Annotated in this window: 13 protein-coding genes; 3 read left to right on the top strand and 10 right to left on the bottom strand. The window is 72.1% G+C overall.

From position 1 onward, the window contains the following. Positions 1 to 38 precede the first annotated feature (38 nt). The 8 genes from hflX to M1E25_RS15840 form a co-directional block, all read right to left on the bottom strand. Positions 39 to 1532 carry a GTPase HflX gene (gene hflX / locus M1E25_RS15875; RefSeq protein ID WP_251415870.1) on the bottom strand — a complete coding sequence of 498 codons (1494 nt, stop codon included), beginning with the start codon at positions 1530 to 1532 and terminating at the stop codon, positions 39 to 41. A 168-nt stretch (positions 1533 to 1700) separates the two neighbouring features. Continuing rightward, positions 1701 to 3851, bottom strand: coding sequence for a RelA/SpoT family protein (locus M1E25_RS15870; protein WP_251415868.1), 2151 nt, complete (start codon positions 3849 to 3851; stop codon positions 1701 to 1703). Positions 3852 to 3993: 142 nt separating this feature from the next. Further along, complete coding sequence (dapF, locus tag M1E25_RS15865; protein WP_251415866.1) at positions 3994 to 4902, bottom strand: diaminopimelate epimerase; 909 nt, start codon at positions 4900 to 4902, stop codon at positions 3994 to 3996. Between the two features lie 20 nt (positions 4903 to 4922). Beyond that, positions 4923 to 5372, bottom strand: coding sequence for a hypothetical protein (locus tag M1E25_RS15860; RefSeq protein WP_251416034.1), 450 nt, complete (start codon positions 5370 to 5372; stop codon positions 4923 to 4925). A gap of 107 nt (positions 5373 to 5479) precedes the next feature. Further along, positions 5480 to 6418, bottom strand: coding sequence for a tRNA (adenosine(37)-N6)-dimethylallyltransferase MiaA (gene miaA, locus M1E25_RS15855; RefSeq protein WP_251415864.1), 939 nt, complete (start codon positions 6416 to 6418; stop codon positions 5480 to 5482). A gap of 79 nt (positions 6419 to 6497) precedes the next feature. Then, positions 6498 to 7232, bottom strand: coding sequence for a class III extradiol dioxygenase subunit B-like domain-containing protein (locus tag M1E25_RS15850; protein ID WP_251415862.1), 735 nt, complete (start codon positions 7230 to 7232; stop codon positions 6498 to 6500). Between the two features lie 31 nt (positions 7233 to 7263). Next, a complete protein-coding gene (gene miaB / locus M1E25_RS15845) occupies positions 7264 to 8784 on the bottom strand; it encodes a tRNA (N6-isopentenyl adenosine(37)-C2)-methylthiotransferase MiaB (protein WP_308290434.1) in 1521 nt (506 codons plus the stop codon). A 100-nt stretch (positions 8785 to 8884) separates the two neighbouring features. Next, positions 8885 to 9634 carry a LysR substrate-binding domain-containing protein gene (locus M1E25_RS15840; RefSeq protein WP_251415860.1) on the bottom strand — a complete coding sequence of 250 codons (750 nt, stop codon included), beginning with the start codon at positions 9632 to 9634 and terminating at the stop codon, positions 8885 to 8887. A 59-nt stretch (positions 9635 to 9693) separates the two neighbouring features. On the opposite strand from M1E25_RS15840, the gene M1E25_RS15835 reads away from it, so the two are divergent. From M1E25_RS15835 to M1E25_RS15825, 3 genes are all read left to right on the top strand, one after another. Then, positions 9694 to 10107 carry a DUF5997 family protein gene (locus tag M1E25_RS15835; protein ID WP_251415858.1) on the top strand — a complete coding sequence of 138 codons (414 nt, stop codon included), beginning with the start codon at positions 9694 to 9696 and terminating at the stop codon, positions 10105 to 10107. A gap of 65 nt (positions 10108 to 10172) precedes the next feature. Next, complete coding sequence (locus M1E25_RS15830) at positions 10173 to 11171, top strand: TAXI family TRAP transporter solute-binding subunit (protein WP_251415856.1); 999 nt, start codon at positions 10173 to 10175, stop codon at positions 11169 to 11171. A gap of 113 nt (positions 11172 to 11284) precedes the next feature. After that, entirely contained in the window at positions 11285 to 14314 is a 3030-nt protein-coding gene (locus M1E25_RS15825) for an alpha-mannosidase (RefSeq protein ID WP_251415854.1), read from the top strand. Between the two features lie 94 nt (positions 14315 to 14408). Here M1E25_RS15825 and M1E25_RS15820 read toward each other — a convergent pair whose 3' ends face one another. Continuing rightward, the gene (locus M1E25_RS15820) at positions 14409 to 15839 is read right to left on the bottom strand and encodes a sensor histidine kinase (RefSeq protein ID WP_251415853.1); all 1431 of its coding nucleotides are present in this window, start codon (positions 15837 to 15839) and stop codon (positions 14409 to 14411) included. Between the two features lie 19 nt (positions 15840 to 15858). After that, the gene (locus tag M1E25_RS15815; protein ID WP_251415851.1) at positions 15859 to 16563 is read right to left on the bottom strand and encodes a response regulator transcription factor; all 705 of its coding nucleotides are present in this window, start codon (positions 16561 to 16563) and stop codon (positions 15859 to 15861) included. Positions 16564 to 16783: the final 220 nt, after the last annotated feature.

Genomic DNA, 16783 nt, shown 5'->3' with positions numbered 1-16783 from the left:
GTGGGGCGGCCGTCGCCGTCGGAGCAAAGACGCTGCGGTCAGCGGGTGACCGCCAGGGCGTAGGGCTGGAGTTCCGCGGCCAGCTCCTCGTGCACCCGGGCCTTCAGGAGGGTGCCGTTCCCGGTGTGCTCCTCGGAGAGCACCTCACCGTCCGCGTGCGTGCGGGACACCAACCTGCCCTCGGTGTACGGCACCAGCGCCTCGATCTCGACCCGCGGACGCGGCAGTTCGTCGTCGATGATCGCAAGGAGCTCGTCGATGCCGCGACCGGTGCGGGCCGACACCGCGAGGGCACGCTTCTCGACCCGCAACAGCCGCTGGAGGACCAGCGGATCCGCCGCATCGGCCTTGTTGATCACGACGATCTCCGGGACGTCCACCGCGCCGACCTCACGGATGACCTCGCGGACGGCCGCCAGCTGCTCCTCGGGAGCCGGGTGGGCCCCGTCGACCACGTGCAGGATGAGATCGGACTCGCCGACCTCCTCCATCGTGGAACGGAACGCCTCCACGAGGTGGTGCGGCAGGTGCCGGACGAATCCGACGGTGTCCGCGAGCGTGTAGAGCCGCCCACTGGGCGTCTCCGCCCGGCGCACGGTCGGGTCGAGGGTGGCGAACAGGGCGTTCTCCACCAGCACGCCCGCACCGGTCAGCCGGTTGAGCAGCGACGACTTACCCGCGTTGGTGTAGCCGGCGATCGCGACCGACGGCACCTTGTTGCGCCGCCGCTCCTGCCGCTTGAGGTCACGGCCGGTCTTCATCTCCGCGATCTCGCGGCGCATCTTGGCCATCTTTTCGCGGATCCGGCGCCGGTCCGTTTCGATCTTGGTCTCCCCGGGACCACGGGTGGCCATACCGCCGCCCGCCGAACCGGAGCCACCGCCACCCATCTGCCGAGAGAGCGACTGGCCCCAGCCGCGCAGCCTCGGCAGCATGTACTGCATCTGGGCCAGCGAGACCTGCGCCTTGCCCTCGCGGGACTTGGCGTGCTGGGCGAAGATGTCGAGGATCAGGGCGGTCCGGTCGACCACCTTGACCTTGACGACGTCCTCGAGATGGATGAGCTGGCCGGGGGTGAGCTCGCCGTCGCAGACCACGGTGTCGGCTCCGGTCTCGAGCACGATGTCGCGCAGTTCCTCGGCCTTGCCGGAACCGATGTACGTCGCCGGGTCCGGCTTGTCGCGACGCTGGATCACGCCGTCGAGCACGAGCGCACCCGCCGTCTCGGCGAGGGCCGCCAGCTCCGCCAGCGAGTTCTCGGCGTCGTCTGCAGTGCCCGAGGTCCACACACCCACCAGCACAACGCGCTCCAGGCGCAGCTGCCGGTACTCGACCTCGGTGATGTCCTCGAGTTCGGTGGAAAGTCCCGCGACGCGGCGGAGCGCAGCCCGGTCGGAGCGGTCGTGCTGGTGGCCGTCACGCTCCCCGTCGATCTCCATGCCCCAGGCGACGTCCTCCTCCATCAGGGCATCGGCCCGCAGGCCTTCCGAAAAGCGCTGAGTGTCCTGGGTGGGAGAGGAAGAGGGGGTCATTTGATCCTTAGGTCGTCGGAAATCCTCGTCGGCTACAACGCACGGCCGGTCCGGAGGATTCCCGGGGCGGCCGGTGGCGCCGATACCAAAATGGTCGCACGCCGCGGTCCGGCCGTCATCCGGTTTCCCCCGGCGGCACGGGCGCCCGGGGGGAAAGCGACGTCGGACTCAGCGGCGGGACGGACGGCGGGCCGGCTGCGCAGCGGACCGGCTCACGTCGTAGACCCCGGCCACCTTCTGCATGGCGCGCATGAGGCCGGGCAGCCCGGCGGGATCGGGCAGCCGCAGGGTGTAGGTGTGGCGGACCCGCTGCTCCCGGGGCGGCTCGACGTCCGCGGCGACGATGGCCGCCCCCTCCTGCGCGATGGCCTCGGTGAGATCGACCAGCAGCCGCGCCCGGCAGAATGCCTCCGCCACGAGAGTGACCCGGCAGTCGGGCGACGGGCCCTCGTCGCCGTGCTGCCAGCGCACCCCGACCTTCCGGTGGCCCGCCTTCGCCATCCGGGCCACGGAGGCGCACTGCGCCCGGTGGACGGTGACCGCCCCTCCGCGGACCGCGAAGCCGGTCACGGCGTCCGGGGGAACCGGGGTGCAGCAGCCCGCCAGACGGACCTCGGACCCGGGCTCGTCGGCGACGGCCGGAACCTGCGATGCGGCTTTCCCGTCCCCGGGCACCGCTGCGGACCGGGCGGCAGCCGGCGAGCCGGAACGGCCGGCCTCGGGCGCGCTCGTGGCCGCCTCGGCCGATGGGTGGGCGGCGAGCCACCTCTGAATGGCGATCCGGGCAGCGGCGGTACGGGCTGTGCCGAGCCACTCCGGGGACGGGCGGGCGGCTCCGTCCGGCGCCATGAGCACCTGCACCGAGTCGCCGTCGCGCAGCACCGTGCCGAGGGTGGCGAGGCGACCGTTGACGCGGATGCCGATGCAGGCGTGCGCCTTCTCGCCGTGCAGGGCGTACGCCGCGTCCACACAGCTGGCTCCGGCGGGCAGCCCGAGCGCCTGGCCGTCCGCGGAGAAGACGGTGACTTCGGCGTCCTGGGCGAGGTCGTGCCGCAGGGAGGTCCAGAACGTGTCGGGGTCGGGCGCCGACTCCTGCCATGTGAGCAGGCGGGACAGCCAGCCGGGCCGGGTCGGGTCCGCGCGCTCGCCGTCCGGGGCCTCCGCGGTGTCGCCGGCGTCCCCCGGCGCGACCCAGGGGTTCCCGAGGGCGATGACGCCGGTCTCGGCGACCCGGTGCATGCGGTGGGTACGGATGAGCACCTCGGCGACCTCGCCCCCGGGGCGTTCGGCGATCGCGGTGTGCAAGGACTGGTACAGGTTGAACTTCGGGGCGGCGATGAAGTCCTTGAACTCGGAGACGATCGGGGTGTGGCAGGTGTGCAGCTCGCCGAGCACGGCGTAGCAGTCGGCGTCCTCGGTGACCAGTACGAGAATCCGTCCGAAGTCGGTGCCGCCGAGCTCACCGCGTTTGAGCCGGACCCGGTGGACGGAGACCAAGTGGCGTGGCCGCACGAGGACTTCGGCCGCGATGCCGGCCTCGCGGAGCAGGGCGTCCACCCCTTCGGCCATGACGACGAGAGGGTCGGTGCGGGCCGCCTGCCCGACGACGAGGTCCCGGGTGCGGGCGTACTCGTCGGGGTGGAGGATCGCGAAGACCAGGTCCTCGAGTTCCGTCTTGATCGCCTGCACGCCGAGTCGCTCGGCCAGCGGGATCAGCACGTCCCGGGTCACGTTCGCGATCCGGGCCTGCTTCTCGGGACGCATGACGCCGAGGGTCCGCATGTTGTGCAGCCGGTCGGCCAGCTTGATGGACATCACCCGGACGTCGTTGCCGGTGGCCACGAGCATCTTGCGGAACGTCTCGGGTTCGGCGGCGGCCCCGTAGTCGACCTTCTCCAGCTTGGTGACACCGTCGACGAGGTAGCCGACCTCGTCACCGAACTCCGCGCGGACCTGCGCCAGCGTCACATGGGTGTCCTCGACTGTGTCGTGCAGCAAAGACGCCGTCAGGGTGGTGGTCTCGGCGCCCAGTTCGGCCAGGATCAGGGTGACCGCCAGCGGATGCGTGATGTACGGCTCGCCGCTCTTGCGCATCTGGCCCCGGTGGGAGGACTCCGCCAGCAGGTAGGCGCGACGCAGGGCGTCCAGATCGGCGCGCGGGTGGTGCGAGCGGTGCACCTTCGCGACGTGGTCGATCGCGTCGGGCAGCCGGTCCCTGGAGGGTGCGAGCAGCGCGGCGCGGCCGATGCGGCGCAGATCGAGGCGGGGAAGACCGCGTCTGCGGCTGAGCGAACCAGGGTTGGGGGCCTCTGTACTCACGGGCGCCTCCGGCGGGGTCGACCGGCGGAGCCATCTGCTGCGGGTCGGGTTCCTGGCCGGTGGTTGATGCTATCGACCTCACCACGCGCGGTTCCCCGGCTCCTGGCGAGAGCGCCGCCGATCACCCGATCGAGGGATCGGTTCAGCCGGTGGCCCCGAGCTCGGCGGTGGTTGCGAACGCCGCGAGGTCGATGGTCCCTTCGGCCACGATGACGGCGGGACCGCTCATCTCGATACCGCCGTCAGGGCGTTCCGAGATGACGAGCCGCCCGCCGGGCACGTCCACGGTGTAGGTGACCGGGTGGCCGAGCCGTGACGGGTCGGCGCCGTCCCGCCGGGCGGCAGCGACCATGACCGCACAGGCCCCGGTTCCGCAGGACCGGGTCTCGCCCGAACCGCGCTCGTGAACGCGCATGGCCACATGCCGCGACCCCAGGTCGACGACGAACTCGACGTTGACGCCCTCCGGGTAGGCAGTGGAGGGCCGGACGCCGGGTGCGTCGAGCAGACGGCCCGCGTCGTCCAGGTCATCGACGAACACCACCGCGTGCGGGTTGCCCATGCCGACGTTGTGTGCCGGCCAACTGCGGTCGCCGACGCTCACGGCGACCTCGACGTCGGGGAGCTCTGCCCTGCCCATCCCGACCGTCACGGGACCGGACCCCGCACCGGCGTCGGTGTCCTTCGCGATGTGGACGAGCCGCACGCCCGCCCGTGTCGCGACGGCGAGATCCCCGGTGGTCACGTGACCGGCGCGCTGGAGGTAGCGGGCGAAGACGCGCACGCCGTTGCCGCACATCTCGGCGATGCTGCCGTCGCTGTTGCGGTAGTCCATGAACCATTCGGCGGCGTCGGCCATGTGCGCGGCCTCCGGGTGCGCCGCGGAACGCACGACGTGCAGCAGGCCGTCCCCGCCGAGACCGGCCCGCCGGTCGCACAGGCGGGCGACGAGGGAAGCCGGGATGTCGAAGGTGTTGCCGGGGTCGGGAACGATGACGAAGTCGTTCTCCGTGCCGTGGCCCTTGAGAAAGGGAATGCGCTCGGTGCTCACTCCTCGATCGTACGGGGCGCTCAGCGCAGGTGGGCGACCCGCCAGACGGCCAGGGCCGCGATGACGCCCACCAGCACGGTGTAGCCGACGACCACCCGCCAGGCGGGGCTCCCGCCGGAGCCGTGCGCGGGCAGGCCGGGCCAGGTGTAGCCGACGCGGCGGGCGGCCATCAGGGCCCAGCCTGCGGCGCAGCCGCTGATGAGCAGGCCCAGCATGGCGACGATCGCGCCGCCCTCGCCGAACTCGAAAGCGAGCGGGAAGGCGAACATCAGGGAGCCCAGGGCGGCCAGGCCGACGATCGGCGCAAGCTGCCAGACCTTGAACCGTCGCGGTGGACGCAGCTCCCGGAAGGACTCACCGTCCACGGCGTCCGGGTCGGCGGAGTCGGCCTCGGTGCCCGGACCGTCGGGGCTCAGCCGGCGCGCAGGGCCGTCCAGCGGCTGACGTCCGTCTCGAGGGCCGGCCTCCATCGCCACGTGCCCTCCCAACTCGGACCCCACGTCGGTGATCGAGCACGATGATGACACGCCTGCGGAAGGCCGGACGGTGCCTGGAGCGTCCCGATGCCATGACGTGATCAGGCTGTGACCGCTCGTTCGAGCAACGACAGAGTCTGCCCGAGGAGGTCCGCTCTGCGGTCCGCGTCACCGCTGAGCCAGTGCACCCGCGGATCACGGCGGAACCACGAATCCTGACGGCGCGCGAAGCGCTTGGTGGCACGGACTGTCTCGGCTCGCGCCTCGCTCTCCGTGCACACTCCCGCGAGGAATCCGAGCACCTGCTGGTATCCGAGGGCACGGGACGCGGTGCGGCCCTCCCGCAGCCCGACGGCCTCGAGGCCGCGGACCTCGTCGACGAGCCCGGCCTCCCACATCCGGTCGACCCGCTCGGTGATGCGCACGTCGAGTTCGGGACGCGCCACGTCCACCCCGATCTGCAGGGTCTCGTACACGGCCTCGTGTCCCGGAAGGTTGGCGGTGAACGGCCTGCCGGTGATCTCGATGACCTCGAGTGCCCGGACGATGCGCCTGCCGTTGCCGGGCAGGATGGCCGCGGCGGCCTGCGGGTCCTCCCGGGCAAGACGGCTGTGCAGCCGCCCGGGGCCGTGTTCCTCGAGTTCGGCTTCGAGGCGGGCGCGTACCTGCGGGTCGGTTCCGGGGAACTCGAGGGCGTCGATGGCCCCCCGGACGTACAGTCCGGACCCTCCGACGAGGACCGGTGTGCGGCCCTCGGCGAGCAGGCGGTCGATCTCGGCGCGGGCCAGCCGCTGGTACTCGGCGACGCTGGCGGCGACCGTCACGTCCCAGATGTCGAGCAGCCGGTGCGGAACTCCCCGGCGCTCCCCGGGCGTCAGTTTCGCCGTTCCGATGTCCATACCCCGGTAGAGCTGCATGGAGTCGGCGTTGACGACCTCACCGCCGAGGTGCCGGGCGAGGGCGACGCCGAGATCGGACTTCCCGGCCGCGGTCGGCCCGACGACGGCGATGACCCGCGGAGCGGACTCGTTGCTGTTCACCGCCACAGTCTCGCAAACCGGCGGGCCCGATCTCCAACGCGCCGGGAGCACGGATCGGATCTCCGGCCCGGGCCGCTCTTCAGCTCCAGACGGCCGTGAAGTAGCCGACGCCGTACGGGGCTGCGTCGTGGAGAAGCTTGCCGTTCAGCCCGGTGCCCTCGCCGGCCCCGGCGAGGACCTGCCAGGGGGCGCGGCCCGCCACCAGGAGTTCCCGGGCGAGTCCCTCGTCGAGCGCGAGCAGCGCACCGGTGTCGGCCGACCCGAGGGCCTGTGCGGCTCGTGCGTCGAAGCCGGCGGCACGTTCGTCGAGGTAGCCCGGCGCCTTCAGGTTCCGGCAGGCGCTGCCGTCCCCCATGATCAGCAGGGCTACCCGCGCGGGCCCGCGGACGCACTTCCGGCCGGCCTCGGCGCAGCGGTCGCGGCCGAGGTGCTCGTCCACGGCGAGCCCCTCCACCGGGGCCGCCGACCAGCCGGCGGCCTCCAGGAGCCAGGCCGCGACCGCCAGGGACGGCGGCAGCTTCCTCTCGGACGCTGCGCCCTGGGCGTCCCCGAGTCGGACGTCGAGGTCGACGCCGACGTCGCGGAACGAGCCGCGCGTGCCCTGCGAAAGATTTTCGGGGTCCCCCGCACCGCCCGGATCGGTGGCAGCGGTGCGCGGTCCCACGACCACCAGCCGGTCGGGCCGCGCCTGCGCGAGCACCTCGAGGGCGTCCCCGCAGGCGGTTCGCAGGGCCTCGAGTTCACCGGCCGCACCGGCCGCCACCGCGGGCACGAGCAGCGGGGGGCAGGGACACACGGCGGCGGCGACGAGCATGGCGGGAACCCTAGCAAGCCGCCGCGCAGGGTCAGTCGCAGCCGCAGCCGGCGACCGGGGCGGCGACCGGGGCGGGGGCGCCGATGCCCGGCAGCCCCAGCATGACGCCCGTCGGGGCAGGCGGTGCGGCGTTGCGCTTCTCCCAGGCGTCGCCCGCGCCGGTGCGGCGCACTCCCTTCGACGGTCCCTCCGCGAGCAGGTGGTGCGGGGCCGCGTAGCTGATCTCCACGGTGACCACGTCGCCGGGGCGCACCGGCTCCTCGGGCTTGGTGAAGTGCACCAGCCGGTTGTCGGGGGCCCGGCCGGACAGGCGCTGCGTGGCGTCGTCCTTGCGGCCCTCACCCTCGGCGACGAGCACGTCGAGCGTGCGGCCGACCTGCTTCTTGTTCTCCTCCCAGGAGATCTCCTCCTGGAGTGCGACCAGCCGCTCGTAACGGGCCTGGACGACCTTCTTGGGGATCTGGTCGTCCATCTCGGCGGCCGGGGTGCCGGGGCGCTTGGAGTACTGGAAGGTGAAGGCCTGCGCGAAGCGTGCCTCGCGGACGACGTGCAGCGTCTGCTCGAAGTCCTCCTCGGTCTCGCCGGGGAAGCCCACGATGATGTCGGTGGAGATGGCGGCGTCCGGCATGGCGGCCCGGACCTTCTCGATGATTCCGAGGAAGCGGTCCTGCCGGTAGGAGCGACGCATGGCCTTCAGCACGGTGTCCGAACCGGACTGCAGCGGCATGTGCAGCTGCGGCATGACGTTCGGCGTCTCTGCCATCGCGGCGATCACGTCGTCGGTGAAGTCGCGCGGGTGCGGCGAGGTGAACCGGACCCGCTCCAGACCCTCGATCCTCCCGCAGGCCCGCAGCAGCTTGCTGAACGCCTCGCGGTCACCGATGTCCGAGCCGTAGGCGTTGACGTTCTGCCCGAGCAGGGTGATCTCCGTGACGCCCTCGGCGACGAGCGCCTCGACCTCGGCCAGGATGTCGCCGGGCCGGCGGTCCTTCTCCTTGCCGCGCAGCGCCGGGACGATGCAGAAGGTACAGGTGTTGTTGCAGCCGACCGAGATGGAGACCCAGGCCGCGTAGGCGGACTCGCGGCGGGTGGGCAGCGTGGAGGGGAACGCCTCGAGGGACTCGGCGATCTCCACCTGCGCCTCCTCCTGTACGCGGGCGCGTTCGAGGAGAACGGGGAGACTGCCGATGTTGTGGGTGCCGAAGACGACATCCACCCACGGAGCCCTCCTGACGATGGTGTCCCGGTCCTTCTGGGCGAGGCAGCCGCCGACGGCGATCTGCATCCCGGGGCGCTTCGCCTTCATCGGGGCGAGCCGGCCGAGGTTGCCGTACAGCCGGTTGTCGGCGTTCTCCCGTACCGCGCAGGTGTTGAAGACGACGATGTCGGCCTCGCCCTCGGCGGTCCCCTCGGGCGCACGGACATACCCGGCGTTCTCCAGCAGACCGGAGAGCCGCTCGGAGTCGTGGACGTTCATCTGGCACCCGTAGGTGCGCACCTCGTACGTCTTCGAACCGTCCACCGCTCCACCAGCCACGTCGTTTCCGCTCACCCGACCAGGGTAAGGGCTGGCGCCGGGCACCCCGGCCGCGCGGGCCGGTCCGGTCCGCGCGGCCGGCGACCGTGACGGCGCACGCCGTGCCTCCCAGCGGCTACGAGCGGCGGCGGGGCCTGCCACGCCGTGTGCCCCGGGAGTTCTTGCCGGACGGCCTGCCCGGCTGCGGCTTACGTCGCGCGGTGCCGGCGGCTTCCTTCGGCTGGTCCTTCGTCTGCTTCGAAGCCGGGGCCGGCCGGCGTCCACGGGAACTGTTCACGGTCCGGCCGCGGACGATGCCGATGAAATCCTCGACCAGGTCGGTGGTCTCGTCCTCGGGCCACGACAGCGCCACCCGCGACTGCGGCACGTCGGTCACCGGCCGGTACGTGAGGTCGCGGCGGTGGTGCAGGCGGGCGAGCGACTGCGGGACGACGAGCAGGCCCACCCCCGCGGCCACCAGTTCGACGGCGTCCGTGGTCGTGGCGGGCCGCTCGATCGCGGGCCGGCCCGGCGGACGCTCCCAGTCGAGGGTGTCGTCGAGGGGATGGAAAACCACCTCGTCGGCCAGATCCTCGGCGGACACCTCGTCGACGGCGGCCACCACGTGGTCCTTCGGGACCACGACGACCGAGGTCTCCGTGTAGAGGGGGATGGCGCTGAGGTCCGTCCGGTCGATGGGCAGCCGCACGAATCCGGCGTCCGCTTCACGACGGCGGAGCATGGCCGGTGCTTCGGCGGCGGTCACCGTGAGGAGCTGCAGGGGGACGTCGGGCAGTCGCTCGTTCCAGATCCGCACCCACTTGGCGGGGGTCACGCCCGGGACGTAGGCGAGCCGGAACGCGGGGGGTGCTTGCGAGCCTGTCACGCGGGCCAGGTTACCGGCCGTGGTCGGAGCCGTCGCACGCGCTCGTTACCCTGGACGCCATGACAGCGCAGCAGAACACCCAGACGATGAAGCCCGCGACCGCGGCGAAGAAGCTGGGTGTGTACCTCGAGGCCACCCCCGCGGAATTCCGGGAGGGCCCCGTCACGCGCGACACCCTGAACGCGCTGCAGGCCGATCCGCCGGAGTGGCTGCAGGAGCTCCGCCGCAACGGTCCGCATCCCCGGCCGGTGGTTGCGGCGAAGCTCGGCGTCTCCATCTCGGGTCTGGCGCGCGGTGGGGTCACCGAGGCGCTCACCACGGAGCAGATCGAGGCGTTGAAGGACGAGTCCCCCGAGTGGCTGGTGCGGGAACGCGCCACCCAGGCCGAGGTTCGCAAGGAAGCGGTGCGGATCAAGGAGCAGAAGCAGGCGAAAGCGGCCGAGCGCGACGAGCCCGGATCCCCGCGTTCCTGACCGGCTTCCCGGTGCCGGGCGGCCGCCTCTGGCCGTCCGGGGCGCCGTTTGGCAGGATTCGGCGCATGCAACCGGCACTCACCCGTTTCGCCGGCCGATCACGGCTCGTCCGGGCCGCCGTCGCTGCCGCGGTCGTGCTCGCCCTGCTGCTGTGGTGGCAGCCGGGCGGGAGCAATCCGGCGCCGCAGGGCACGGTGTCGTTCACCACGGGTGTCCACACCGGCGTGTACGAGCGCTACGGCAAACTCCTCAGGAACAGCCTCCACAAAGACCTGCCGGGGGTCGACGTACGTCTGCAGCGGAGCGAGGGCTCGGTGCAGAACATCGAGCGCCTGGTGTCCGGAGAAGCCGGATTCACCATCGCCACGGCCGACGCCGTCGCCGACCACCTCGCCCGCGGCGGGGCGGGCGCGAACCGGCTGCAGGCCTGCGCCCGCCTGTACGACGACTACATGCAGCTGGTCGTGCCGCGTGATTCCCCGGTGCACAAGGCGTCGGACCTGCGCGGCAAGCGCGTGGCCGTCGGCCAGCCCGGCTCCGGTGTCAGCCTCATAGCGGGACGCCTGCTGAAAGCGGCCGGCATCGACCCGGACACCGGGATCGAGCCGGTGCGGGTGGGAATCGACACGATGCCCGACCTACTGCGGCAGGGGAAGATCGACGCCTTCTTCTGGTCCGGCGGGCTGCCGACCGGGGCGGTGTCCGCACTCGCCGAGACCGTCGACGTCCGGCTGGTCCCGCTGGGCGATCTGATCGGCGCGCTCCAGGACGAGAGCTCCGCGACGCGCCACTATCGGGCGGCGGTCATGCCCGCCGACGCGTATCCGCAGATCCAGGACGGAAAGCCGGTGAAGACGGTCGCCGTGGCCAATCTGCTGGTGACCACGGACCGGGTCGACCCGGCGCTCGCCGAGCGGGTCACCCGGACGGTGATCGACAGCCGGGACCGGATCGGCCGGAAGGTTCACGCCGCGCAGCTCGTGGACCTGCGCACGGCGATCTACACCGACCCGCTGGAACTCCACGAGGGCGCACGCCGCTACTACCGCTCGGTGAAGTCCTGACCGCCGGCCGCCGGCCGGAGAAGTCCTGGCTCCGGGCGGTCGAGGCAGGTGGGCGTTGGGTAGGGGGCTGACCGACGTCGCACAGCAGTCCGCGCATCCCTCGGAGCCTCCCCATGCATGACGACCGCAGCATCGTCGAACACCGCCTCCGTCGCGTCCTCGAAGAACGCATCCGGCCCGCGATCCACAGCGCCCACGTGCCCCTCACCGTCGAGCGGTGGAACGCCCCCGGGGAGCCGGTCCCCGTCGCCGAGGGGCTTGCGGCCGAATACCGGCCGGCCAAGGCGGGTGAGGCCTGGGGGCCGGCGTGGGCGACGACCTGGTTCAGGGTGAGCGGGCAGGTGCCGGCGGACTGGAAGGACTGCACCGTCGAGGCCGTGCTCGATCTCGGCTTCCGCCGCAACATGCCGGGGTTCCAGTGCGAGGGCCTGGTGTACCGGGCCGACGGCGAGGCGGTGAAGGCCCTCAACCCGCGCAACGACTGGGTGCGCATCGGCGAGCCGGCAGCCGGCGGTGAGGCCGTCGAGCTGTACGTCGAGGCCGCGTCGAACCCGGTGCTCAACAGCCAGCGGCCGACCCGCCAGGGCGACCGGCTGACGTCGAGCGACCGTCCGCTCTACCGCATCGCACGGATGGATCTGGTGGTCTTCGAGACGGGCGTGTGGGAGCTGGTCCAGGACCTCGAGGTGCTCGGCGGCCTCATGCACGAGCTGACCACTGACGACGCCCGCCGCTTCGAGCTGCTGCGGGCGGTCGAGCGCTGCCTGGACGTGCTGAACCTCGCCGACATCCCGGGCACCGCGGCCCGTGCCCGCGCGGAGCTGGCCGGGCCGCTGGCCTCCCCCGCGAACGCGTCCGCCCACCGGATCAGCGCGATCGGCCACGCCCACATCGACTCCGCGTGGCTGTGGCCGTTGCGGGAAACGGTCCGCAAGGTGGCCCGGACCTCGTCGAACATGGTGAACCTCATGGACGACCACCCGGGTTTCCTGTTCGCCATGTCCCAGGCGCAGCAGCTCGCCTGGATCAAGGAGCACCGCCCGGGGGTCTTCGCCAAGGTCAAGAAGAAGGTGGCGGACGGGCAGTTCGTTCCGGTCGGCGGGATGTGGGTGGAGTCCGACACCAACATGGTCGGCGGCGAGGCCATGGCCCGCCAGTTCCTCTACGGCAAGAAATTCTTCCTCGACGAATTCGGCATCGAGACGAAGGAGGTCTGGCTGCCGGACTCCTTCGGCTACTCGGCGGCCATGCCCCAGATCGTCGCGCTGTCCGGATCGCAGTGGTTCCTGACACAGAAGATCTCCTGGAGCCAGACCAACAAGTTCCCGCACCACACGTTCTGGTGGGAGGGCATCGACGGCACCCGGGTCTTCACGCACTTCCCGCCCGTCGACACGTACAACTCCGACCTCAGCGGTCGTGAGATGGCGCACGCGGCCCGCAACTACCAGGAGAAGGGGCGTGGTTCGCGCTCGCTCGTCCCGTTCGGCTGGGGGGACGGCGGCGGCGGCCCCACGCGGGAGATGCTGGCGCGCGCCGAACGGCTGAAGGACCTCGAGGGTTCTCCGCGGGTGACGGTCGAGAAGCCCGTGGACTTCTTCACCGCCGCGCACGAGGAGTACCCGGATGCCCCGGTGTGGGCGGGCGAGCTGTATCTGGAGCTGCACCGGGGGACCTACACCTCGCAGGCGAAGACCAAACAGGGCAACCGGCACAGCGAATCGCTGCTGCGCGAGGCCGAATTGTGGTCCGCGACGGCGGCGGTGCGCGACCCGGGGTTCCGCTACCCGTACGAGGACCTGGAGCGACTCTGGAAGACGGTGCTGCTCCACCAGTTCCACGACATCCTCCCGGGCTCCTCGATCGCGTGGGTGCACCGCTTGGCACGCGAGACGTACGCCCGGGTGCGCGAGGAGCTGGAGCGGATCATCGAGACCGCGCAGCATTCGCTGGCAGGCGAGGGCGAGAAGATGATCGTCTTCAACGGCGCACCGCACGCACGCCGCGGCGTGCCCGCGGGCGGCGCCGCCGCTGAGCCCGGCCGTACCGGTGCTCCGGTGACCCTGGAGCAGCGCGAGGGCGGCGGCCATGTGCTCGCCAACGGGCTGCTGCGGGTGGAGGTCGACGGGCGCGGACTCGTCGTCTCGGCGTACGACCTCGAGAGCGACCGGGAAGCGGTGGCACCTGGGCAGGCGGCCAATCTGCTGCAGATCCATCCGGACTTCCCGAACATGTGGGACGCCTGGGACGTGGACGCCTTCTACCGGCACAACGTGACCGACCTCGTGGACGTCGGGGAGCTGTCGCCCGAGGAGCCCGGCGAGGCGGGGGCGGCGGTCCGCGTGCGGCGCTCCTTCGGCGGCTCGTCGGTGGTGCAGCGAATCGGCCTGCGGCCGGGGGCCAAGATCGTCGATCTCGACACCGAGGTCGACTGGCAGGAGAGCGAGATGTTCCTGAAGGCCGCCTTCCCCCTGGACGTGAAGGCCGACCGGTCGGCGTCGGAGACCCAGTTCGGGCACGTGCACCGGGCGACGCACACCAACACCTCGTGGGAGGCGGCCAAGTTCGAGATCTGCGCGCACCGCTGGATCCAGGTGGAGGAACCGGGCTGGGGCGCCGCGGTGGTCAACGACTCGACGTACGGGCACGACGTGACCCGCGACGTCCGGGCAGACGGCGGGCAGACCACGACGGTGCGGCTGTCCCTGCTGCGCGCACCCCGTTACCCGGATCCGGAGACCGACCAGGGCCGGCACCGGCTGCGCTACGCGCTGGCGCCGGGTGCCACGGTCGGGGACGCAGTGCGCGAGGGCCACTGGATCAACCTGCCGGAGCGGTCGGTTCCTGGGGCAGGGCCGGTCGAACCGCTGGTGCAGGTGGACAACGACCAGGTCGTGGTCGAGGCGGTCAAACTGGCCGAGGACCGCAGCGGTGACGTGGTGGTGCGCCTCTACGAAGCCGGCGGCGGGCGGGCGTCCGCCCGGTTGACGGCCGGGTTCCCGGTGGCCGGTGTCACGAGCACGGACCTGCTGGAGCGGCCACTGGACGACGGGAACGCATACCCGGTGTCGGAGGACAGCGCGGTGGACATGACCCTGCGGCCGTTCCAGATCCTCACCCTGCGGCTCTCCCAGGGCTCGTAGCGGACCACAGCCCCTGACCGCCGGGGCCCCCGGACCGCGGGACCGAGCACCCGGGCCCGGCCGCGGTGGCCGCGCCCGGGTCGAGGAACAGCCGTCAGGGCCGCGGGGGTGCCGGTGCAGCGGCCGGCGCGGCGCGCGGCACGCGAATCGTCACCCGCAGGCCACGGGGCTCGTTCGGCGCGAACGACATCGTCGCGTCCCCGGCCGCGAGCAGAGTCCGGCAGATCGACAGTCCGAGGCCCGACCCGGAGACGTTCTGGTGCCGGCCGCTGCGCCAGAACCGGTCCCCGACGCGGGCGAGTTCGTCCTGGTCCAGGCCGGGTCCACGATCCGCGACGACGATCCGCGTGGTGTCGCCCTCGGGCGTCACGGACACCGTCACGGACTCGTCGCCCGGCGTGAACTTGAGGGCGTTGTCGACCACCGCGTCCAGCGCGCTCGACAGCGTCACCGGGTCGGCCCAGCCGGTGGCGGCCGCGGGGCCCTCGTAGCCGAGCGCGACGCCCTCCCGGTCCGCCATCGGCCTCCAGGCCTCGACACGCTCCGTGGCCAGGGCTGCGATGTCGGTGACCCGCAGGTCGGGCGAGGCGTGCTCCGCGAGGGCCAGATCGAGCAGGTCGTCGAGGACGCGCGCCAGACGCTTGCCCTCGGTCCGCACCGAGGCGATCTCCTCGTTTCCGTCGGGCAGTTCGAGGGCGAGCAGCTCGATCCGCAACAGCAGGGCGGACAGCGGATTGCGCAACTGGTGCGAGGCGTCCGCCACGAAGGCCCGCTGCTGTTCGAGAACGTCCTCCACGTTGTCGGCCATCTCGTTGAACGACCGGGCAAGCCTGCGCAACTCGGGCGGGCCCACCGAGGCCGCCACCCGGGACTTCATCCGGCCCGTGGCCATGTCGTGCGTGGCCGCATCCAGGATGCGCACGGGGCGCAGCACCCAGCCGGTGAGCCGGATCGCTGCGCTGATCGCTACGAGCATGGCGAGCAGTTCGCCGGTCGCGAGCAGCAGCCAGCTGTGCAGGATCCGCGAGCGCAGCTGTCCGGTCGGCGAGTCGGTGACCACCACGGCGACCACGTCCCCGTCGCGGACCACGGGAGAGGCGACGGCGAGCCGCCTCCGCTGCCAGGGCAGTACCTGCGGGGGGTCGTGGCTGCGCCGGCCCGCGAGCGCCTCGCGGAACGCCTGGTCGCCCTCGCTGCCGCGGGGGACCCGCCACCTCCGGGGAGCCTCGGCCATGGCGGAGCCGTCCCGGTAGAACACACCGGCGCGGATGCCGTAGAGGTCCTGGTAGCGCTCGAGTTCGGCCTGCAGCGTGACGAGCCGGCGCCCCTCGCCCTGTCCGTCGGCCGCGGCCGGGCGGGCGGTGACGTACTGGGCGAGCGAAGCGAAGCGCGCCGTGTCGTCGATCCGGTCGACGACCAGCCGCTGCTGGTGGGCGGCCGCCATGCTGCCGGCGAGGGGGAAGCCGAGGGCGAGGAGCACGCCTGCCATCAGGACGATGAGCAGGGGAAGCAGTCGGGTGCGCACGGGGAGCCGTCGGACGCTCTCAGCCGGCCGGTGCGACGAGCCGGTAGCCGACCCCGCGCACGGTCTCGATCAGGGTGGGCATCCGGAGCTTGGATCGGAGCGAGGCGACATGCACCTCGAGGGTGCGGCCGGTCCCCTCCCAGCTGGTGCGCCAGACCTCGCTGATGATCTGTTCCCGCCGGAAGACGACGCCCGGCCGCTGGGCCAGCAGCGCCAGGAGGTCGAACTCCTTGCGGGTCAGCGAGACCGGCTCACCGCTCACGGACACCTGCCGGGTGGGGATCTCGACCAGGACCGCGCCGAGGCGCAACTGCTCACCCGGCCCTCCGGCCACGTCGTCGGCGGCCGTCTCCCCGGGTACCGCCCGACGGCTGACGGCGTGGATCCGGGCCAGCAGCTCACCGGTGTCGTAGGGCTTGGTGACGTAGTCGTCGGCGCCGAGGTTGAGACCGTGGATGCGGGACCGCACGTCCGCCCGGGCCGTCACCATGATCACGGGGGTGCCGGTGGTCTTGCGGATCCTGCCGCACACCTCGAAACCGTCCTGGTCGGGCAGACCGAGGTCGAGGAGGACGACCCCGAAGGGGGCGCCGCCCCCGGGCAGCAGCGCCCGGAGGGCCTCCTCGCCGCTGCGGGCGTGCCGGACCTCGAAGCCGTGCCGGGCGAGCACGGCGGACAGAGCCGTGGCGACGTGGTCGTCGTCCTCGACCAGCAGCAGTCTCATGTCCCTCCGATCAGGTGCTCGCGGTGTTCGGTCCGTCCGTACCGGGCCGGGGCGCACGGCGGTGCACGGCCCCATCAGGCATCCAGCCCGAAGCGGCGCGGCCAGTCAAGCGGCTCCGGCCCGTACGGGACATCCGTTACGCAGACGGTAGGAAACCGCCCTCGCGTTCCCCGGTTCACTCCCCGGGCGTGGCAGGACGGTCACTCCGGGCGATGGCGGG

The sequence above is a fragment of the Streptomyces meridianus genome, from assembly GCF_023703325.1.
Classification (GTDB): Bacteria; Actinomycetota; Actinomycetes; order Streptomycetales; family Streptomycetaceae; genus Streptomyces; species Streptomyces meridianus.
This window is presented reverse-complemented; position numbering and strand designations above follow the sequence as displayed.

What these genes read in the sequence shown, in the direction of transcription:
- hflX (WP_251415870.1), bottom strand. Translation starts at nt 1,532, where the DNA reads ATGACCCCCTCTTCCTCTCCCACCCAGGACACTCAGCGCTTTTCGGAA.
- M1E25_RS15860 (WP_251416034.1), bottom strand. Translation starts at nt 5,372, where the DNA reads ATGGAGGCCGGCCCTCGAGACGGACGTCAGCCGCTGGACGGCCCTGCG.
- M1E25_RS15850 (WP_251415862.1), bottom strand. Translation starts at nt 7,232, where the DNA reads ATGCTCGTCGCCGCCGCCGTGTGTCCCTGCCCCCCGCTGCTCGTGCCC.
- M1E25_RS15835 (WP_251415858.1), top strand. Translation starts at nt 9,694, where the DNA reads ATGACAGCGCAGCAGAACACCCAGACGATGAAGCCCGCGACCGCGGCG.
- M1E25_RS15830 (WP_251415856.1), top strand. Translation starts at nt 10,173, where the DNA reads ATGCAACCGGCACTCACCCGTTTCGCCGGCCGATCACGGCTCGTCCGG.
- M1E25_RS15825 (WP_251415854.1), top strand. Translation starts at nt 11,285, where the DNA reads ATGCATGACGACCGCAGCATCGTCGAACACCGCCTCCGTCGCGTCCTC.
- M1E25_RS15815 (WP_251415851.1), bottom strand. Translation starts at nt 16,563, where the DNA reads ATGAGACTGCTGCTGGTCGAGGACGACGACCACGTCGCCACGGCTCTG.